The sequence below is a fragment of the Buttiauxella sp. BIGb0552 genome (assembly GCF_004366275.1).
Classification (GTDB): domain Bacteria; phylum Pseudomonadota; class Gammaproteobacteria; order Enterobacterales; family Enterobacteriaceae; genus Buttiauxella; species Buttiauxella gaviniae.
In genome coordinates, this window is the sequence record NZ_SODY01000007.1 from 211,296 (window position 1) to 228,934 (window position 17,639).

A 17,639-nucleotide genomic window follows, 5' to 3' on the forward strand; every position below is an offset into this window, starting at 1 on the left:
TGATGGCCAACTGGCAGACAATTGCAGAGTTGAATGATATTTCAGCGGATCTCCCGCGATTTACACAAGCGTTAACAGAACTTGCCGCGCGGCTTGATCTTGAAATCGCACCACTCGACGCCGATCACATTTCTCTGCGTTGCCATCAGAATACGACGGCGGAACGCTGGCGTGCAGGCCTGGAAAAGTGCGGCACATTGCTGTCGGAAAATATCATTAATGATCGCCCAATTTGCCTGTTCAAATTAGACGAACCCGTTTGCGTGGCACACTGGGAATTTAGCGTGGTTGAACTGCCGTGGCCGGGTGAGAAACGCTATCCGCACGAAGGTTGGGAGCATGTAGAAATTGTGCTGCCGGGGGAGTCTGAAACGCTAAATGCACGAGCGCTGGATTTAATGTCTGACGCGGGTTTACGCCAGACCGGAATTTCAGTGAAAACCAGTTCGCCTAAAGGCGAACGCGAGCGCTTGCCAAACCCAACGCTTGCAGTGACCGACGGCAAAGTCACCATCAAATTCCATCCATGGAGTATTGAAGAGATCGTTGCCAGCGAACTAGCAGACTGAGTTCATGGCTGCTTCCATGCGTTTAATGGCTTCATTAAGTGTTGCTGAGGTGCAGCCAAAGTTAATTCTCACGAATTTCGCTTCGCCAAAATCAGCCCCAGGAGAAAAACCTAATCCGGCTTTCTGGAAGAAGAGCGTCGGGTTTTCTACCGGCAGAGCGCTTGCATCCACCCATCCGAGGTAAGTGGCGGGTGGTGATGCCATCGTAAGAGCTGGCATATTATTCACGGCACTTACCAACGTGTTGCGATTGCGACGCAGATAAGGAAGTAACTCTTGCAACCACGGCTCACCATCGCGCCACGCTGCGGTGGCGGCTGTCAGCGCCAGCACATCCACACTCGGTACAATCCCATCGCGAACTGTATTAAATTGCTTACGCAATTGCGGGTCAGGGATTATCGCAAGTGATGCGCCAAGCCCGGCAATATTGAAGGTTTTCGAAGGTGAAAGCAGCGTGATAGAACGCTGTTCTGCGTCGTGGCTCAGTGTCGCGAAAGGGATGTGTTTAGCACCTGGATCAAGCAGCAAATCACAATGAATTTCATCAGAACAGACGATCATGTCGTGGCGTTGGGCGAATGCCAGGTGCTGTTGTAATTCCTCACGCGTATAGATGGTGCCGCCTGGGTTTTGTGGGTTGCACAACATCAGCAATTTTTCTTTGCCGGTTAGCTGAGCTTCCAGCGCCTGCAAATCCATAACCCAGCGGCCATTTTCAAGGAGCAGTGGTGCGTTGAGTTGTGAGCGATTGGCAAATGCAGATGACTTTCGGAATGGAGGGTAAATAGGTGTTGGCGCAATGGTAGTTTCATCGGCGGCCGTAAAGGCGCGAACACTCAAATTCAGGCCCGCGACAATGCCCGGTAAAAAGACGATCCACTCTGGTTTAATCTGCCACTGGTAGCGGCTGGACATTCTTTCAACGACAATATCCACTAATTCTTGCGGCCGGTTACCGTAACCAAAAACTCCGTGTTCTACGCGTTTATGAAGGGCTTCGAGAATACAAGGTGGTGAGCGAAAATCCATATCTGCCACCCACATAGGTAACACTTCATCACCATATTTATTCCACTTCGAACTGTCGCTGTGACGGCGGTCGATGCCTTCATCAAAATTGAATGCCATGATTGTACTCGTTATATTTCAAGTTGCAGGGGAGTTGGCTGCACTCAATTACCCGAATCACATACTTAAGTAAGCTCATCGGGATAATCTCCTTTGCCGCCTACCTGCAACTCGAAATATTTAGAGTACCGCTACCTTTTTGTGATCGTGTTTTCACATTATCATTTTGTGTCATTGACACAACCGCCAGGCTAAAGATTTTAAGGAGTAATCAATGCCTTTGCTTGAGATATGTTGTTATGGAATTGACTGTGCAGTCACTGCGCAACTTGCCGGAGCGGACAGGCTTGAATTATGTTCAGCCCCCAAAGAGGGTGGTTTGACCCCTTCTGCTGGGGTGCTGCGTAAAGTGAAAGAACGAGTTTCGATACCTGTGCATCCAATTATTCGCCCACGCGGTGGTGATTTTTGTTACACCGATGCCGAATTCGAGACCATGATTGAAGATATCGCTTTCGTACGCGAGCTCGGTTATCCGGGGCTGGTGATCGGTATGTTAGATGGGGAAGGGCATGTTGATGTATCTCGCATGAAGCGAGTCATGGAGCAGGCTAAAGGTATGGCAGTGACTTTCCACCGAGCGTTTGATATGTGCCATAACCCCCACCAGGCGTTGGAACAGCTCACCGATTTAGGCGTGGCGCGCATCCTGACTTCAGGCCAACAGCAGAATGCAGAATTAGGACTTTCATTACTTAGGGAACTAAAACAGCATTCCCGTGCTCCAATCATTATGGCCGGTGCTGGTGTGCGATTGAGCAACTTGAAAAAGTTTGTCGATCAAGGCATTGACGAAATGCACAGTTCAGCCGGGCAGGCCGTGCCATCACCGATGCGTTACCGTAAAGCGGGTGTGTCGATGAGCGCTGATGCGGAAGCCGATGAGTTTAATCGTTACTGCGTTGATGGTGATGTAGTGGCAGCAATGAAAGCCGTGTTGGTTGCAGGGAAGACTGCAGCCTGACACTTAAAGATTTTAACCGCGCATCATGTCGCCCATGTGATGTTGCTCGTACCAGGCCCCGGCGTTTTGCTGGGGCTTTTTTTATCCATATCAATAAGTTACGATTTTATCGAGTGCTGTATAGGCGCTTAGTTATCCTTCTGAAATAAATACGGTTTCCGATTTAATCAACGCGCCTTGTTAGCCTCAACCCTTCCCAAAAGCCTGTTAATTCCTCTGCTAGACTTTAGTGTAATAAATAGTCATTTATTGCTGAGGAGTAACGGAAATGGCGCTATCCAACAAAGAGTCATCTGGAAAGATAACGGCCAGGGATCACTTACGTTTCCATCGTGCTCACCAGCATTTAATGCCAACGTTTGGGGAAAGTTGGTTTGCATTAAAAGCCGAAGCCTTTGCCAGGTTTTTTGGTACGCCTTTCTTCCTGGGCGCTCAAACTATCATCGTTTTAGTTTGGATAGTTCTCAACGTGACGGGTGTGAGCCACTTTGATCTCTATCCCTTTATTTTGCTGAACCTGGCATTCAGTCTACAGGCCGCTTATGCGGCACCACTCATTTTGCTGGCCCAAACACGCCAGGCGGAGAGGGATAAAGCGCACGGGGAAGCCGATGCATTGCACCGTGAAGACTTAGCTCAGGCTAATGAAAAACGATTAAAATTTGCGGCCGAACAAGCCGAACAGATGATTAAATTGATTGAGATGAATACTGAGCTGACTAACGTGACTAAGCAGCTAACAGAACGTATCGAAATCATCACAGATCAACTGCATAAGCAATTAATTAAATAGAAATACGGTTAACCCTTTCCTGTGGCTGTGAGCCGTTTGCGGGCTTTTAGTTTCCCTTGGCCCAGGATCAGTTCTGCAAAAATTCACCATAATTTCTTCATATTTACATGGCACAATGCCAATTCTATCCTGTCTACCTCATGTGGCAAAATTGTTAACCACATATTTCGAAATTGCTACATTGTACAAAGCGTTACATACGGATACCAATCACTCAATGAATAGAGTAGTTCATTTCTTTATTATTAAAATCCATTTAAAAATATTGATTGAATAATATTTTCTATTTTTATTTAGTGTCGACAAAGTTGTGTTTATTATGAAAATAAATAAAGCTATTTTATTGCATGTTTCCATGGCGATCCTTGCTGCTTTGGTCTTAACCCTACCGCCATTTATTAATAGCTTACAACCTGCGCTAAAATTTCAACCACTCATTAAAACAATGGAAGGCACGCGCAAAATTCAGTCTGAGAAAATGGCGACCATTTCGCATGCTTTAAATGGTAATGCGATATTTTTCCTCGGGGCATCTGAAGTTTCAACCTCTGAAGATGAGCATTTTGCGGTCTATAATTTCTTCAATACAAAACTGCATCAACCGACCGTTGCCTACGGTGACAGCTTTGTCGATAACATGACGCAGCTTGCTTTGTTGACGCGCTTTAAACAAGAACTGTCGCCAAAAACGAAACTGGTGTTGTTATTGTCACCTGATAGTTTCTTTTTTGATGGCATTCCACCGACAATTTTCGCTGATCATTTCCCTGACTCGGTATTTAAACCATTGATGTCGGATGCAACAATGCATCCCATCTTGACCCACTATTTAACCCATATCGACCCGCAAGATGTTGACCATTTGACGTTTAGCCAGATGCGCATTTTTGGCTGGCATTACAAAATTGTCTGGCGTGAAATTAAATATCAATTCTCATCATTCTGTGAATTGATCAGGAATTATTTCCTGTCATTTTCCCATTTTGGTCAATCGAATATGCAGCCGTGGCCTACCCCCCGCGATAACTGGTCGAATATTGACTGGAACGCTGAATTGCAGTTGGCCCAGAAACTGAATCGTTCTCGTCATGAAAGTGCAGCCACGTTATGGATGGATAAAGACATATTTGCAGACGATAAAACGGTAGAGGAGTGGTATACCGCGCCTCCATCGCATCCAGAACAACAGGCGTTTACAGCTATGATAAAGCTGCTGCACGAGCGCCAGGTCAATGTAGTCGTGATTATCGATCCGCTCAACTCGTGGGCTTTAAAGAATACCGAAAAATTCCAGCCGACCGACCGCTTCATCCAACAGACACTGAAAAAGTATGATATTCCATATTTTGATATGTACGACCAAATATATCAACCGGGATGGAATTGGGACCGTCTTCACCCAACCGAATTAGCATGGGTCGCAATGGACCGTTATATTGCAGAGGCATTTAACAAATGAAAAAAGCGATTCGACTCTTTGTCCTCTATTTCTTTTTGATGATCACCATTATTGCCTGGTCATCAATTGATAACAGTATGAATTTGAAGCTGCATTTTGAATATCAGCAGTTTTAAGGAATAAGAGAATGTACACAAGCGCACCTTTCTTTGCTGTGTTATTTGCGAGCTCACTCATTTTTACAGTAGCTAATCGCTTGTTGGGTAATCGCCTGACTTATGCATCGCTATTTTCTGCTTTTGCGCTGTTTGCCGTATGGGAATATGTCTTCAAAAGCCAGATCACTATTCCCATTTTAATGTTTGGCTATTTGTATACCATCGCCACATTAAAAGACAAAACATGGCTTAAAACCTGGCAATCAGTCATCTTGAGTTTGCTACCACTGATACTGGTAAAACTGCATTTAAATAACCACTGGGGCATGCTCGGGTTGTCATTTATGACCTTCAGAGCGATAGATATTTTACTCTATCGCAACAAGAAAGACTCCCGTGATTTCTTCCAGTATTTTAGCTATCTCTTTTTACCTTTCATTATTTTGGCGGGGCCGATGTACCGCTGGCGTAGTTGGGTACAGGATATTTCTAAACCCAATTTTCGCCTCACGACTGCGGTGTTTTTGCAGTCAATGGAGCAAATATTCTATGGCATCGTGCAGAAGTTTCTGTTTGCTATGCTGATTGATAATTTCATTATCAGCCACTGGAGTCATCGTCCAGTTACTATGACGGTTTGGGTGGTGATGTCGCTGGCCTATAGCTTTTATCTTTATTTCGATTTTGCCGGCTACAGCAATATGGCGATTGGCGCAGGACGTTTGTTCGGGCTCAATCTCCCCGCCAACTTTAACCTGCCGTTACTGGCAAAGAATCCGCAGGATTTCTGGCGCAGGTTTCATATTAGCCTGTCAGAGTGGCTTCGTGATGTGGTCTTTATGCCGATTTATATGAATCTGATGAAGATCGATTTTTTCAGAAATCATAAGGTCACGGCACAAAATATCGGTATTTTCTGCACTCTGTTTTGTATGGGGGCCTGGAATGGGCTGGAGCTTAATTATGTTGTCAGTGGTGCATTGTTCGGCAGTATTTCCGTTATCCACAATATGATTCTTTGGCTTGCAAAGCATAGCCCACGAATGACCAGCTGGTTACAAAAACCACTGATTGTCCTGACGGGGCGGTTTTTAACCTTAGCAAGTGCGGCAGTCTCTCTTTATATTTTTAGTGGAATGTCTCCAGTATGATTAATAATTCTGATTTACAACAACTCAATGATTATCTGCAGGCGGTTTTACTTGAACCACAAAATAGTCACCAATTAGCGATCACCGGCAGTGATAATAGCTTGACCTGGCAGGAGCTTAGTTCAGCTGTAGTTTACTGGAAGATGCGTTTCGCCGGGCTAAATTTAACGCCAAATATACCCATTGTCCTTTATGGTCACCAGCAAGCGGAATTTGCCTGCGCTATTTATAGCTGCCTGCTCAATAACATTCCCTATATCCCGGTGGATAATATCTATCCGGCAGAGCGCCTGAAAGAGATCTGTGAATTAGCCAGTGCACCTTACTATTATGATGTAAGGCTGCGTTGTTTTGTGGCGACCGGAGTCGAGGCGCAAGAACTGGAACAGCAGGATTTGGCCTACATTATGTTTACCTCAGGCAGTACGGGTAAACCAAAAGGGGTGCAGATTGGCCGTGAAAGTGTATGGAATTTCATACAGTGGGTGCGCAATGATTTTTCCCTGCCTGAAACCCCGGTGCTGATGAACCATGCGGTATTTAGCTTCGATCTGTCTTTAATTCCACTGTTGGGAAATCTTGCGACTGGCGGGCATATCGTTCTTAACGCAAAAGAGGACATTGCAGCTGAAAACTGGCTGGCGACGTTAAAGCAGAAAAAGGTTTCTGCCTGGGTTTCGACCCCTTCTTTTGCCTATCAAAAACTGCTGCTTCCAGAATTTTGTGCTGAATATTTAACTGACCTGAAAGTCTTTATTTTTATCGGTGAAGTTCTCAGTAAAGCACTGGTAAAGCATCTGCGTCGTCTTTTTCCTGAAGCCAAAATACTCAATTCTTATGGCCCAACGGAAGCGACCATTGCCACGACGGTTGTTGAAATCAGCGATGAAATGCTTATAAGCGAATGTGATCTTCTGCCAATAGGCCAGATGATGCCGCATTCTGAAATGGAAATAACCGCAGATAATGAATTAATTATTTGGGGTAAGAACGTCATGCGTGGCTATCTCGGGTTGGCGAAAGAAAATAGCGAGAAACTGTTATGGAATGAAAGCAAACAGTGGCGTGGCTATAAAACGGGCGATCTGGGTCGTATTAATAAAGAGCATTTATATTGCCAGGGGCGCAACGATAGCCAGATTAAAATGAACGGTTATCGCATTGAAATCCATGAAATCGAAAACCGGCTGTTAGCACTTTCAGGAATTAGCGAAGCGGTTGTGTTACCGCTGACTAAAAAAGATGGGGCTGTTCTACGCCTTGCGGCTTTTTGTTCTTCATCGCTTTCTGAGAAAGAGATCAAAGCTAATCTCACCAAAACATTACCGTCTTATATGGTGCCATCTCAGATTGTCGTCATGGACATATTACCTCTCAACCCTAACGGGAAGATTGACCGCAAACTACTCGATGCACAGGCGCGTACCTGTTAATCATTAAAGGATAAGAAAATGGAACAGAAAATTTTAGCCCTCTTTGAAAACGTGTTGTCACGTAAAGTGGCGTTTAACGATGAGTTGGTTGAGTCCGGTATTCTCGACTCAATCACAGCGGTTGATGTTGTGCTGGAGGTGCAGGCCGAATTTGGTTGTGCCATTCCACCAACAGATGTGGCGACAGTGTTGAAGACACCAGCAACGTTGGCCGCCTGGCTTGAAGAAAACGTCTGAAGACGAGATTCACTACTTTATGGCCCCGGCGTTTTGCTGGGGCTTTTTTTATTTTAATGATTTAAACGTGTTAGGCTCCCTCTAAACAATGGAGGACGGTATGAGTATCACAGATAAAGAGCTTTACGATGAAATGTGTCGTGTTGTTGGAAAGGTGGTGCTTGAGATGCGCGATCTTGGCCAGGAACCTAAACATGTTGTTATTGCGGGTGTTGTCAGAGCCATGTCTGCTAATAGCAAGATTCAGCGTTCTGAATTGACGAGTAGTGCGATGCAAGAAGTCATTCGTGCGCTTGGATTTGAGGCGAAATAAGTAAGGCCACATTCTGTGGCCTTAAGATAATTATGGCTTACGAGCTACAAGAACGGCGCGCAGAGGGGCTGGATAACCTTCGATGGTTTTGTTCGCATCGTTCGGATCAAGGAAGTCGGCCAGTGATTCGGTGGTCAACCAGCTAGTACGACGTTGTTCTTCGCTTGTGGTGTAGCAATGGTCGACAATTTTCACATCAACAAAACCACATTTCTCCAGCCAGTTTTTCAACGCCAAAGCTGATGGGATGTAATAGACGTTGCGCATCTGCGCATAACGCTCGCCTGGCACCAACACCGTATTCTCATCACCTTCCACAACCAGCGTTTCGAGCACCAGTTCGCCATCTTTAGCTAGCTGATTTTTTAGCTGATAAAGATGGTCGAGTGGGGAGCGGCGGTGATAAAGCACGCCCATCGAGAACACGGTATCAAAGATATTGAGTTCAGGAAGCTGTTCGATACCAAGCGGCAGCACATGGGCACGTTGGTCATTACCCAACAGTTTACGCACCGCTTCAAACTGGCAAACAAACAACTGCATCGGGTCGATACCCACCGCGAGGTGTGCACCCGCACCAATCATCCGCCACAGGTGGTAACCGCTACCGCAGCCGACATCCAGAATTGTGCGCCCGGTAAGCGGGGAGATATGCGGTAAAACGCGATCCCATTTCAAGTCTGAGCGCCATTCGGTATCGATGTCTACACCATACAGAGAATATGGCCCTTTGCGCCATGGCATCAGGTTACGCAGTAGTTTTTCAATCCCCAGTTGCTGTCCATCGCTGAGTGGCGTTTCAGACTCAGCGGTGACGCTGTGCAATAAATCCAGACGATACGGCGCAAGTTCTGGCAGGTATTCAACGGTGTTATACCAGTGCTTGAACTGGCCGTGTAGGTTCTCACGCTGCCAGGTGGCAATTTGTGCAGGCAGGGTTTCTAACCACGGAGCCAGCGGGCTTTTCGCGATAAGCTGATAAAAATTACCAAAGTCTATCATGCAGAAGTTCCTGATTTCAGTGCAACTAAAGAGCCAAAGTTAAAGCACTGGAACCATAATTCTGCGTGGTCAAATCCGGCTTGTTTGAGGCGTTTTTTATGTGTTTCGACAGAGTCGGTAAGCATGACGTTTTCCAGCATGCTGCGTTTTTGGCTGATTTCCAGCTCGCTATAGCCGTTCGCACGTTTAAAATCGTGGTGCATATTGAACAGTAATTCGCCGACTTCACCATCTTCAAAACTGAATTTTTCCGACAGCACTAACGCGCCACCTGGGTTCAGACCCTGATAGATTTTTTCCAGCAGCAGTTTGCGGTCATCAGGCTCAAGGAATTGCAGCGTGAAATTCAGCACCACCATCGAGGCATTTTCGATAACGATATCGCGGATATCGCCTTCGATAACATCAACTGGGGTTTGCGCTTTAAACGCGTCAAGATGGCGTCGGCAGCGCTCGACCATAGCAGGGGAATTATCTACCGCGATAATTTTGCAGTTGTCATGCTGGATGTTACGACGCACGGATAACGTTGCCGCGCCAAGCGAACAACCAAGGTCATAGACCTGGCTACCTGGTGCCACAAAGCGCTCCGCCAGCATACCAATCATAGAAATAATGTTGGAGTAGCCAGGCACCGATCGTTGAATCATATCGGGGAACACTTCAGCTACGCGTTCATCAAAGGTCCAGTCACCTAATTTGGCGATCGGGGCGGAAAACAGCGTATCGCGGTCAGACATAACGTTAAATCCGGAAATTCGAAAGGGGCATATTTTGCGTTAATGCAGCGAGAAAACCAACTCCCATGGCATATACCACAGGTTAGCCAGCACCATCAGCAGCAATGAACACCAGGTGGCACTCATGCCAGAACGACGCCAGGAAATTAAACGATGGTGAAAACCATAAGCATGCATCAGGCGCCCGGCAATCAGCAGAAGCCCGCAAATATGCACCATCCAGGTTTCGGCACCGTTCATTTCCATCAGCAATAAAAGTAGCAATGCCACCGGGATATATTCCACGGCATTACCATGAATTCGAATCGCACTCTGAAGTTCGCTAAAACCGCCATCGCCATAAGAGACGCGGTACTGCAAACGCATACGAACAACATCAAACGAGAACTTAATCAGCAACAAAGCACCCAAAACGGCATAGAGCGCGCTTACCATACTCACATCCTATAGAGATAGTTCCAGCAAGCCTATGATAGCAGCGCAAACCGTATGCTGTCGCTACCCCTAAAATAGGGAGTTTTGTTTTGGAATTGCCGGTTCGTTACCCAGTTCAGAGAAGGCGTGTTGCAGCCCCGGCCATAATGTATGAACCAGATCGTGTACCAGCCCGATATCTGGCGTGTGTAAAAAGAGATATGGCGTGGTGGTTTGTTCCCACTTTGGCAAGGTTTTAATCCAGGCGCTAAAGAATGCCAGATTCTGTTCCATATCGTCGCTGCCGATAAACCGCACCAGCGGATTTTTGGCCGTCACGAGGGCGTGAACCGGAACTACGGGTTTTTTGCGTTGCGCTCTGCGCTGCTGTCAGCCATCCACGCCCCGTACACATTGAAAACCATCTGGGCGCTTGTATGTCCCATCTGATTGGCAATGAAGCTCGGGTTTGCTCCAGCAGACAAGGACCAACACGCAGTCATCCATTTTCTGAGCGTGTCCACTGAGACACGAACGTTATGACGTTCGCTGAGTTTTCTGCGGCTAGTGTGGGTTCAAAGTCGATGTATTAGACGAACCCAGCTCCGCCCTCCTGGCATATATTAATTACAGTCGGAAAAAAATAGGCACCTGGAACCCACCCAAGTCTGACTCGTTTTCAATACTGCTATCCGTTGTTTCAAATCGCCAGTCCCTCTCATATTTTAAATACTCACAATGGCATTTAACATTTAATAAACGTTTATTTTTAGACTCGATAACAATCTGGCTTGTGGCATTTTCATGCCAATCCATACATTTACTCTATTGGTTAATCGATAATTACGATAACTCACTGAATAATCGATAAACGCATTATTGACTGGAGTGTGGTGTAAAAGTACACCCTGAATAATCTTGAAATGTTTTTTGATAATCATCAATATTCTCTTTCCAGAAAACAAACTGGAAGCTATAGAAATTTGTTTTTGATCAAGATAACAAATATTGATGGGCAGATTTTACTGCAAAACATTTTTATTCCCGGAAGAGATAATTAAGTTACCTCCAAAGGCAGCGTCTATTTTCTCTTTTACTCCAGTGAGGGTTTTATGAAAAAGGTATTTCTGGCAAGTATTTTATTTGCAAGCGCTTGTCCATCATGGGCTGTCGTAACCACCACATTAAAAGTGGCAGGGACATTAACAAATTCAGCATGTGTACCTAATTTGAGTAATGGTGGCGTGGTTGATTTTGGCACTATCCGTTTAGGCGAATTATCTCCGACGGCAAATAACGCATTGGGTGAACGTACAATAACATTTTCTATTTCTTGTGATTCGCCAACGAAAGTGGGCTGGACATCACTAGATAACCGTTCTGCTACCGACCCTAACTTACCGGTCCATTTCGTAGACAGTAATTACACCATGACGGCCACAAGCCAGGTATTTGGCCTGGGTCAAACCGCTGCGGGCGTGGGTATTGGCTCTTATGCTATTGAAGTGCCAGCATCGGGTGTAACAGCTGATGGCGTGCTGGCGACAATTATGTATAGGCAAAAAGATCAGTCACCTCAAACCCCATGGACCACGACGCCATTTATGCACGGTCAGGATTCTAATTTCCGTACTGCCTCTGTGGGTGGTGATGACAAAATGCCAATCGCATTTACCATAGCAGTATTCCCAATGATTGTTTCGGCAACCATTAAATCAACAAATGCCCTGGCAATTACCGATGACACTCAACTTGATGGTCAGATGACAATTAGCCTGGTTTATCTCTGAGAGATAAATATCAATCAACTCAAATACATTTGATTTCTGAGTTCATTTAATTATTGAAGGTTATTATGAAAAAATTAACTTTAGCAATAAGTTTGCTTATTGCTGGCATCAGTGCAGCCATGGCAACAGAAACTGCAACATTGCACGTAACAGGGACGTTAACTAATTCGGCATGTGTTCCAACGCTGAGCAATGGTGGCGTGGCAGATTTCGGGACTGTTCGTTTAGGCGAATTATCTGCGACCGGGACTAACCAATTAGGCTCGCGTGACCTGGTATTAACCATCAGCTGCGACGCACCGTCTAAAGTTGCGTGGACAACCATGGATAACCGTTCAGATAGCCTGGCAACGCTGCCAATTAATAACGCCTTTGCAGATGGTTCCCAGAGCCAGAACGCGATTAACCAGTTCGGCGTGGGCAAAACCACAGGCGGCGTGAATATCGGTGCCTATACCATTGCTGTGCTGTCTAACGTAATGGCTGATGGCGCAAACAAATCTGCTATTTCCCGCGACGACGGTAACACCACATGGAGCCCGAATAGCCTGGGTGCTATGAATAACAATGCCACCCGTAAAATGACCGTGGCAGACAGCGCAACGGTTGACCCAATCTCCTTCACTAACGCGACATTCCCATTACGCGTGGCACTGGCGATTCAGGGAACACAAGCGCTGGCGATTGCTGACGATACCCAGTTAGATGGTCAAACGACTATCAGCCTGGTTTATCTCTGATTTATTTGTGTAACGCTGAGTATTTGGGGCAGTTTTGCTGCCCCCTTTTTTATTAACGATATTACAGCACGGACTGGCGTGTAATAATTACAGGATTAACTGAAAATGTTTATATCTTCTCCATTATCTCGCCGCGCGTTGTTGAGTGTTTCTTTGCTATGCGCTACTCCCGTATTTGCTGCAGGTTTAGTCCCGGAAACATCGCTGCTCATTATTGATGAATCCAATATGGGCGGTACAATAAACCTGGTGAATACCGATGCTTTGCCAAATTTATTATATACCACCATCACCGATTTACCCGATGACAAAGGCGTTCACCTGAATGTTACGCAACCGGTGGTGCGAGTGGAACCCGGCCAGACTCAGCAATTGCGTTTTATTATGAAGAGTGATGCGCCATTAACCACCGAGCATTTAAAACGCGTTGTTTTTGAAGGTATTCCGCCGAAAGATTTTTCTAAGTCTATGAAAGTTGGTTTTAATTTACGTCAGGATATTCCGGTATTAATTCACCCGAAAAACCTGCCAATTGTAAAAGATGCCTGGACGTTGCTGAACTGGACAAGTACTGGCAGCACCATCACCGTTAAAAACCCAAGCCCATATGTGGTGCGCCTTGCGCTTACAGTCCAGACGTTGCCTTCAGGGGCAAACGCCAGAATCGGCAAGCCCTATATTCTGCCGGGCGAAACGTTGACAGCCACATTGAATAAACCTGCTACAACCGATAGCCAGGTTAAGTTTTCACCTGCCAGTCGTTACGGCATTGAAGTTGCGAGTTATACCGCGCCACTCAATAAGTAGTCGAAGTTAAGAGAATCAGTATGTATAAATTGTCAGACCTGTCATTTTGCCTGCGCGTTATTCTGCGCAGTTCTTTACCTGTAATGCTGTTAAGTCATAGTGCCTGGGCGACAGAATATATATTTGATACTGAAATCTTAAAAAAGCGCGGCGTGGATGCCAGCGTGAATACCTATTTTGCTAATGAAGCTAAATTTTTACCGGGCATGCACCCCGTTTCTTTAAAAGTGAATGGCAAAGATAAAGGCACTATCGCCGTTCGTTTTGGGCAGAAAGGCGAACTGTGCGTGGATAACGAATTCCTAAGCGCCGCAGGGCTTCAGGCAATTAAAGAGCCGGATGCAAAAAGCTGCCACGATTATCATGAAGAATTCTCGACAGCGACCATAACGCCACTGCCTAACGGCGAACAACTGGTAATTGTTGTCCCGCCTGAAGCGGTAGCAAACGATCCGGACGGTGCGCTATCTAACGTTTTACACGGTGGCAGCGCAGGTGTGCTGAACTACAACCTTTTTAGCACCTCGAGCCGTTATGACAGCAGCAGTTCTGATTACCGCCAGGCGATGCTTGAAGGCGGTATGAATATTGCTGACTGGTTTTTACGCAGCAATTACGTCATCACCAGCAACAATGGAGATTTCACCGCCAACAGCCTGTACACCTACGCGGCACATACCTTTGTCGAGCAAAAACGCCAGTTACAAATAGGGCAGGTGAATGCTATCTCCGGTTTATTCAGCGGTACGCCAATTAATGGCGTGCAGTGGAGTCCGGAAAGTGCGCTGTTTTCGGGCGATTCCGGTGTCACGGTGCGCGGTATTGCTCGCGGTGCGCAGGCGCGTGTTGAAGTGCGCCAGACGAGCCAACTTGTCTATTCGACATTAGTGCCGGCGGGGCCATTCACCCTCGATAACGTGCCGATAATTCGTAGTAATACCGATCTGGATATTACGGTTGTTGAAACCGACGGCTCATCGAACCATTACGTCATTGCGTATTCCTCGCTGAACGTGCAGCGTTTTACGCGTCCGCAGGGTTTTTCATTATCTGTGGGGCAAGTCAGAGATGTGAGTTCGGACTACAGCAACCCGATGGTGGCGAACTATTCCAACGCGTGGCGTTTGCATCACGATATCAGCCTTACCGCTTCCGGGGTGCAGGCGAAAGATTACCAGGCCGCAGGCGCATTGCTGGAATACCAGCCCACGACAAACTGGGACATTGGCACCCGTCTGCTGGCAAGCAGAGAATCCTTTGGCGATTCAAGCAAAGGGACGAAAGGCGAGATTTCACTCGGGATTTATCCGCTGGAAACGGTGTCATTTTCCGCCTCGGCTGCAAAATACAGCGCGGATTACCGCGAGTTAACCGACGCGTTGAATAAGAATTACACCAGCTATGCCAACAGCTATAGCACATCAGTCACCTGGAACCAGGGAATCCTGGGCACGCTGGCGCTTGGCTACAGTCTGAACCAGGGCAGCAAAGACAATAAAGATTCGTGCTATCTGAATGCCACCTGGAGCAAATCCTATGAGCGGATTTCCATGCAGGTTAATTGGCAAAGTCTGGTGGGCAACAGCAGTAAAGATCAGAACAATGAAGATATTTTCTACGTCAACATTAGCATTCCGCTTGGCTCGGAAAGCTTTAGCACGCACATGCGAAAGCAGGGTGATGACACTACAGTTGGCGCAACAACCAGCGGCTCTCTGACGCAAAATACGGTTTATTCCGTTTCAACCGACCGCGATATTCAGAACAACAACACCAGTTTCAATGGTGACATTAATACCAATCTGCACTACACGCAGCTTGATGTCGGCGCGGGGGCGGGCAGCAATCACCAGACTAACTACAACATGACGCTAAGCGGCGGGGTGGTTATGCACGAGAACGGCGTCACATTTTCGCCGTACAGCGTGAAAGATACGTTTGCAATCGCACGCCTTAGCGAAGCCGTGGGCGGCATTGAAATTTCAACCCCGCAAGGCATCATTTGGACGGATGCATGGGGGCAGGCGGTGGTACCGGGAATGCCGCTGTATCGCAATGCGCGAATTGAAATTAACAGTAACAGTTTGCCGCAAAGTATGGATCTGGCGAACGGCACAAAAGTCGTTGCCGTCGGCCATGGTTCGGTGAGCAGGCTCGGCTTCAAAGTGTTGAATTCCCGCCGGGTGATGCTGCGCGTGCTACTGGCGAACGGCGAACCGCTGCAAAAGGGTGTTTCTGTGGTTGATGAGAAGAGCAATTACATTGTGACCGCCGTCGATGATGGCCATGTTTTCCTTAATGATGTCGGCGGCGTTTCTGAACTGTACGCAGCCGATGATGACGGTAAGCGCCTGTGCCAAATCCACTGGAAACTGCCTGAAAAGCAAGATAAAGAAGCCTTTTACGAGCAAAGCGAGGGCGTATGTCGATGAAAAGAAATTTGTTTCACACTCTAACATTGGTGTCCCTTTTGGTGACGGCGGTGCCTTGTGTTGCCAGCAGTGATTGCCAGATAACGCTGTCGCAACCCACACTGGATTTACACGTGCTGCGCGCCGACGACGCTGTGAAAAAATCCCGCGACTGGAATGAGATGCAGGAACAGGAAATCAATGTCAGCGTCTATTGCCCGGATGCACGCAAATTCGCGGTGTTTTTCGGTGGCACAACTAATGGCAAAGACCAGTTTACATTCGGCAGCCAAAGCAACATCAACATGGAAGTCAGCAAGCTCACGCTGGATGGGCAACATTACGCGGTGAGTAAAACGAATAATCAGGGAAGTTTGGTGGCACAAGGCAGCGCCGCGGATGAACTGCGGGTTGGCAACAATGAAGGGATTATGCCCATGGCTGGCAACACTTTGGCGCTGGGGAAACAGATGAATTTCACACTAACGGTGACACCACGATTAACACCAGGCGAATTTAAAGTTAGCGACCGCACAACGCTGGCCGCCGACATTTCGTTAACTGTTGTTGATGGGAGTTAACCACGAAACAGCTGGATTTTTCTTCAGGGGTAAGTCTTTCATCGCCAATATCGCTTCCCCTGCCTTACAGCACCCATGATGGCTTTACCCGAATTTTCGTACTCAGGTAGGGACAGTACGCGACAATTCCCATCCCAGAATCCAGGTACACAACAGCGATCGCCAGTAGTGCCTTTAATGGCAAAGGTACGAATATCTTCCGAAGGGACAGGAAGCTTTTCACCTGGGCGAGGGAAGTAAATCCTCACCCAGCCAATGATCATGTTATCCATAGACGCTACTCGCTGAGGAGCCAGAATTCGGCTTCATCAAACATTTCCTCGACCAACCGCACCCACCTGGGGTGCGACCATTGTGGAAGGCCAACGTATATCACAGCGCGGAGAGGACCTCGTCAGTGCTACGAACACGTCCTATACGCGGGAAGATATTCGTCATGCTGCCCTGGTGTTGTTCGCTGCTGGCCGCACTACAGGCATCTTCGGCAACGACCAGGTTAAAGCCCAGTTCCCAGGCGTTACGGGCGGTTGATTCCACACCGATATTGGTAGAAATACCGCACAGTACAATGGTATCAATACCACGGCGGCGCAATTGAAGTTCTAAATCCGTGCCGTAGAATGCGCCCCACTGGCGTTTAGTGACCTCAATATCACTCTCTTTTTTACCCAGTGCTTGCGGATAAACCCACCAGTTTTCAGGCAGCGCATGTGCACCTGCTTGTGCATCTACGGGCTGCTTGAGTGCTTCAGCAAAATCTTTTGACCATCCAACGCGCACCATAATAACGGGGGCACCATTGGCACGGAATTTTTCAGCAAGCTTTGCTGAACGAGCCACCACATCCTGTGCACTGTGCGGGCCGCCTGCAAACGGCAGGATCCCTTCCTGCAAATCAATGATTACCAGCGCGGTTCGTGAAGTATTCAGTTCTAACATTGGGTGACTCCGGGGAAAAATAAGGTGATCGGCTAATACCTTACGATGAAACCAGGGGCCGATAGTT

Annotated in this window: 19 protein-coding genes and 2 pseudogenes; 13 read left to right on the top strand and 8 right to left on the bottom strand. The window is 47.1% G+C overall.

Going from position 1 to position 17,639, the window contains the following annotated elements; genetic code table 11:
- Positions 1 to 2 precede the first annotated feature (2 nt).
- Entirely contained in the window at positions 3 to 569 is a 567-nt protein-coding gene (locus EDF88_RS20125; protein ID WP_134186776.1) for a VOC family protein, read from the top strand.
- Here the strand turns inward: EDF88_RS20125 and EDF88_RS20130 are convergent.
- Positions 558 to 1,700 carry a PatB family C-S lyase gene (locus EDF88_RS20130; protein WP_134186778.1) on the bottom strand — a complete coding sequence of 381 codons (1,143 nt, stop codon included), beginning with the start codon at positions 1,698 to 1,700 and terminating at the stop codon, positions 558 to 560. The two genes, EDF88_RS20125 and EDF88_RS20130, sit on opposite strands and share 12 nt — an antisense overlap.
- A gap of 214 nt (positions 1,701 to 1,914) precedes the next feature.
- On the opposite strand from EDF88_RS20130, the gene cutC reads away from it, so the two are divergent.
- From cutC to fumD, 7 genes are all read left to right on the top strand, one after another.
- Positions 1,915 to 2,664, top strand: a complete 750-nt coding sequence (gene cutC / locus EDF88_RS20135; protein ID WP_134186780.1) for a copper homeostasis protein CutC — start codon at positions 1,915 to 1,917, stop codon at positions 2,662 to 2,664.
- Between the two features lie 349 nt (positions 2,665 to 3,013).
- Positions 3,014 to 3,457, top strand: coding sequence for a DUF1003 domain-containing protein (locus EDF88_RS20140; RefSeq protein ID WP_243839647.1), 444 nt, complete (start codon positions 3,014 to 3,016; stop codon positions 3,455 to 3,457).
- A gap of 319 nt (positions 3,458 to 3,776) precedes the next feature.
- On the top strand, positions 3,777 to 4,916 hold the full coding sequence (locus EDF88_RS20145) for a D-alanyl-lipoteichoic acid biosynthesis protein DltD (protein ID WP_134186784.1): 1,140 nt from the start codon (positions 3,777 to 3,779) through the stop codon (positions 4,914 to 4,916).
- Positions 4,917 to 5,043: 127 nt separating this feature from the next.
- Positions 5,044 to 6,165, top strand: a complete 1,122-nt coding sequence (locus EDF88_RS20150) for an MBOAT family O-acyltransferase (RefSeq protein ID WP_134186786.1) — start codon at positions 5,044 to 5,046, stop codon at positions 6,163 to 6,165.
- Positions 6,162 to 7,598, top strand: a complete 1,437-nt coding sequence (locus EDF88_RS20155) for an AMP-binding protein (protein WP_134186788.1) — start codon at positions 6,162 to 6,164, stop codon at positions 7,596 to 7,598. Before EDF88_RS20150 ends, EDF88_RS20155 begins: the two co-directional genes overlap by 4 nt.
- A gap of 18 nt (positions 7,599 to 7,616) precedes the next feature.
- Positions 7,617 to 7,835, top strand: a complete 219-nt coding sequence (locus EDF88_RS20160; RefSeq protein WP_134186790.1) for an acyl carrier protein — start codon at positions 7,617 to 7,619, stop codon at positions 7,833 to 7,835.
- 100 nt (positions 7,836 to 7,935) lie between these two features.
- Positions 7,936 to 8,148, top strand: a complete 213-nt coding sequence (gene fumD / locus EDF88_RS20165) for a fumarate hydratase FumD (protein WP_134186792.1) — start codon at positions 7,936 to 7,938, stop codon at positions 8,146 to 8,148.
- Between the two features lie 30 nt (positions 8,149 to 8,178).
- Here the strand turns inward: fumD and cmoB are convergent, their stop codons facing one another.
- The 5 genes and pseudogenes from cmoB to EDF88_RS20190 all read right to left on the bottom strand — a co-directional run.
- Positions 8,179 to 9,150 (bottom strand): tRNA 5-methoxyuridine(34)/uridine 5-oxyacetic acid(34) synthase CmoB, encoded by a 972-nt coding sequence (gene cmoB / locus EDF88_RS20170; RefSeq protein ID WP_134186794.1) that lies wholly within the window; start codon positions 9,148 to 9,150, stop codon positions 8,179 to 8,181.
- Positions 9,147 to 9,890, bottom strand: a complete 744-nt coding sequence (gene cmoA / locus EDF88_RS20175) for a carboxy-S-adenosyl-L-methionine synthase CmoA (protein WP_134186796.1) — start codon at positions 9,888 to 9,890, stop codon at positions 9,147 to 9,149. The genes cmoB and cmoA overlap by 4 nt, the downstream gene beginning before the upstream one ends.
- Before the next feature lie 39 nt (positions 9,891 to 9,929).
- Positions 9,930 to 10,325: an MAPEG family protein gene (locus EDF88_RS20180; RefSeq protein WP_115628147.1), complete on the bottom strand. Its 396-nt coding sequence runs from the start codon at positions 10,323 to 10,325 to the stop codon at positions 9,930 to 9,932.
- A 69-nt stretch (positions 10,326 to 10,394) separates the two neighbouring features.
- Positions 10,395 to 10,682: pseudogene (locus EDF88_RS20185) on the bottom strand (hypothetical protein); the annotation flags it as partial.
- Positions 10,661 to 10,801 (bottom strand): annotated as a pseudogene (locus tag EDF88_RS20190) (integrase); the annotation flags it as partial. The pseudogenes EDF88_RS20185 and EDF88_RS20190, both read right to left, overlap by 22 nt.
- 615 nt (positions 10,802 to 11,416) lie before the next feature.
- Between EDF88_RS20190 and EDF88_RS20195 the strand changes: the two are divergent.
- The 5 genes from EDF88_RS20195 to EDF88_RS20215 all read left to right on the top strand — a co-directional run bounded on the left by EDF88_RS20195 (position 11,417) and on the right by EDF88_RS20215 (position 16,633).
- Positions 11,417 to 12,094 carry a DUF1120 domain-containing protein gene (locus tag EDF88_RS20195; RefSeq protein ID WP_134186798.1) on the top strand — a complete coding sequence of 226 codons (678 nt, stop codon included), beginning with the start codon at positions 11,417 to 11,419 and terminating at the stop codon, positions 12,092 to 12,094.
- A gap of 65 nt (positions 12,095 to 12,159) precedes the next feature.
- Positions 12,160 to 12,834, top strand: a complete 675-nt coding sequence (locus EDF88_RS20200) for a DUF1120 domain-containing protein (protein WP_064558496.1) — start codon at positions 12,160 to 12,162, stop codon at positions 12,832 to 12,834.
- Positions 12,835 to 12,939: 105 nt separating this feature from the next.
- The gene (locus EDF88_RS20205; protein ID WP_134186800.1) at positions 12,940 to 13,641 is read left to right on the top strand and encodes a fimbria/pilus chaperone family protein; all 702 of its coding nucleotides are present in this window, start codon (positions 12,940 to 12,942) and stop codon (positions 13,639 to 13,641) included.
- A 20-nt stretch (positions 13,642 to 13,661) separates the two neighbouring features.
- Positions 13,662 to 16,073, top strand: a complete 2,412-nt coding sequence (locus EDF88_RS20210) for a fimbrial biogenesis usher protein (protein ID WP_134186802.1) — start codon at positions 13,662 to 13,664, stop codon at positions 16,071 to 16,073.
- Positions 16,070 to 16,633 carry a hypothetical protein gene (locus tag EDF88_RS20215; RefSeq protein ID WP_134186804.1) on the top strand — a complete coding sequence of 188 codons (564 nt, stop codon included), beginning with the start codon at positions 16,070 to 16,072 and terminating at the stop codon, positions 16,631 to 16,633. The genes EDF88_RS20210 and EDF88_RS20215 overlap by 4 nt, the downstream gene beginning before the upstream one ends.
- A 38-nt stretch (positions 16,634 to 16,671) precedes the next feature.
- On the opposite strand, the gene EDF88_RS20220 is transcribed toward EDF88_RS20215, so the two are convergent.
- Positions 16,672 to 16,905, bottom strand: coding sequence for a hypothetical protein (locus EDF88_RS20220; protein WP_134186806.1), 234 nt, complete (start codon positions 16,903 to 16,905; stop codon positions 16,672 to 16,674).
- A 100-nt stretch (positions 16,906 to 17,005) separates the two neighbouring features.
- Complete coding sequence (locus EDF88_RS20225) at positions 17,006 to 17,572, bottom strand: hydrolase (protein ID WP_134186808.1); 567 nt, start codon at positions 17,570 to 17,572, stop codon at positions 17,006 to 17,008.
- Between the last annotated feature and the right edge of the window lie 67 nt (positions 17,573 to 17,639).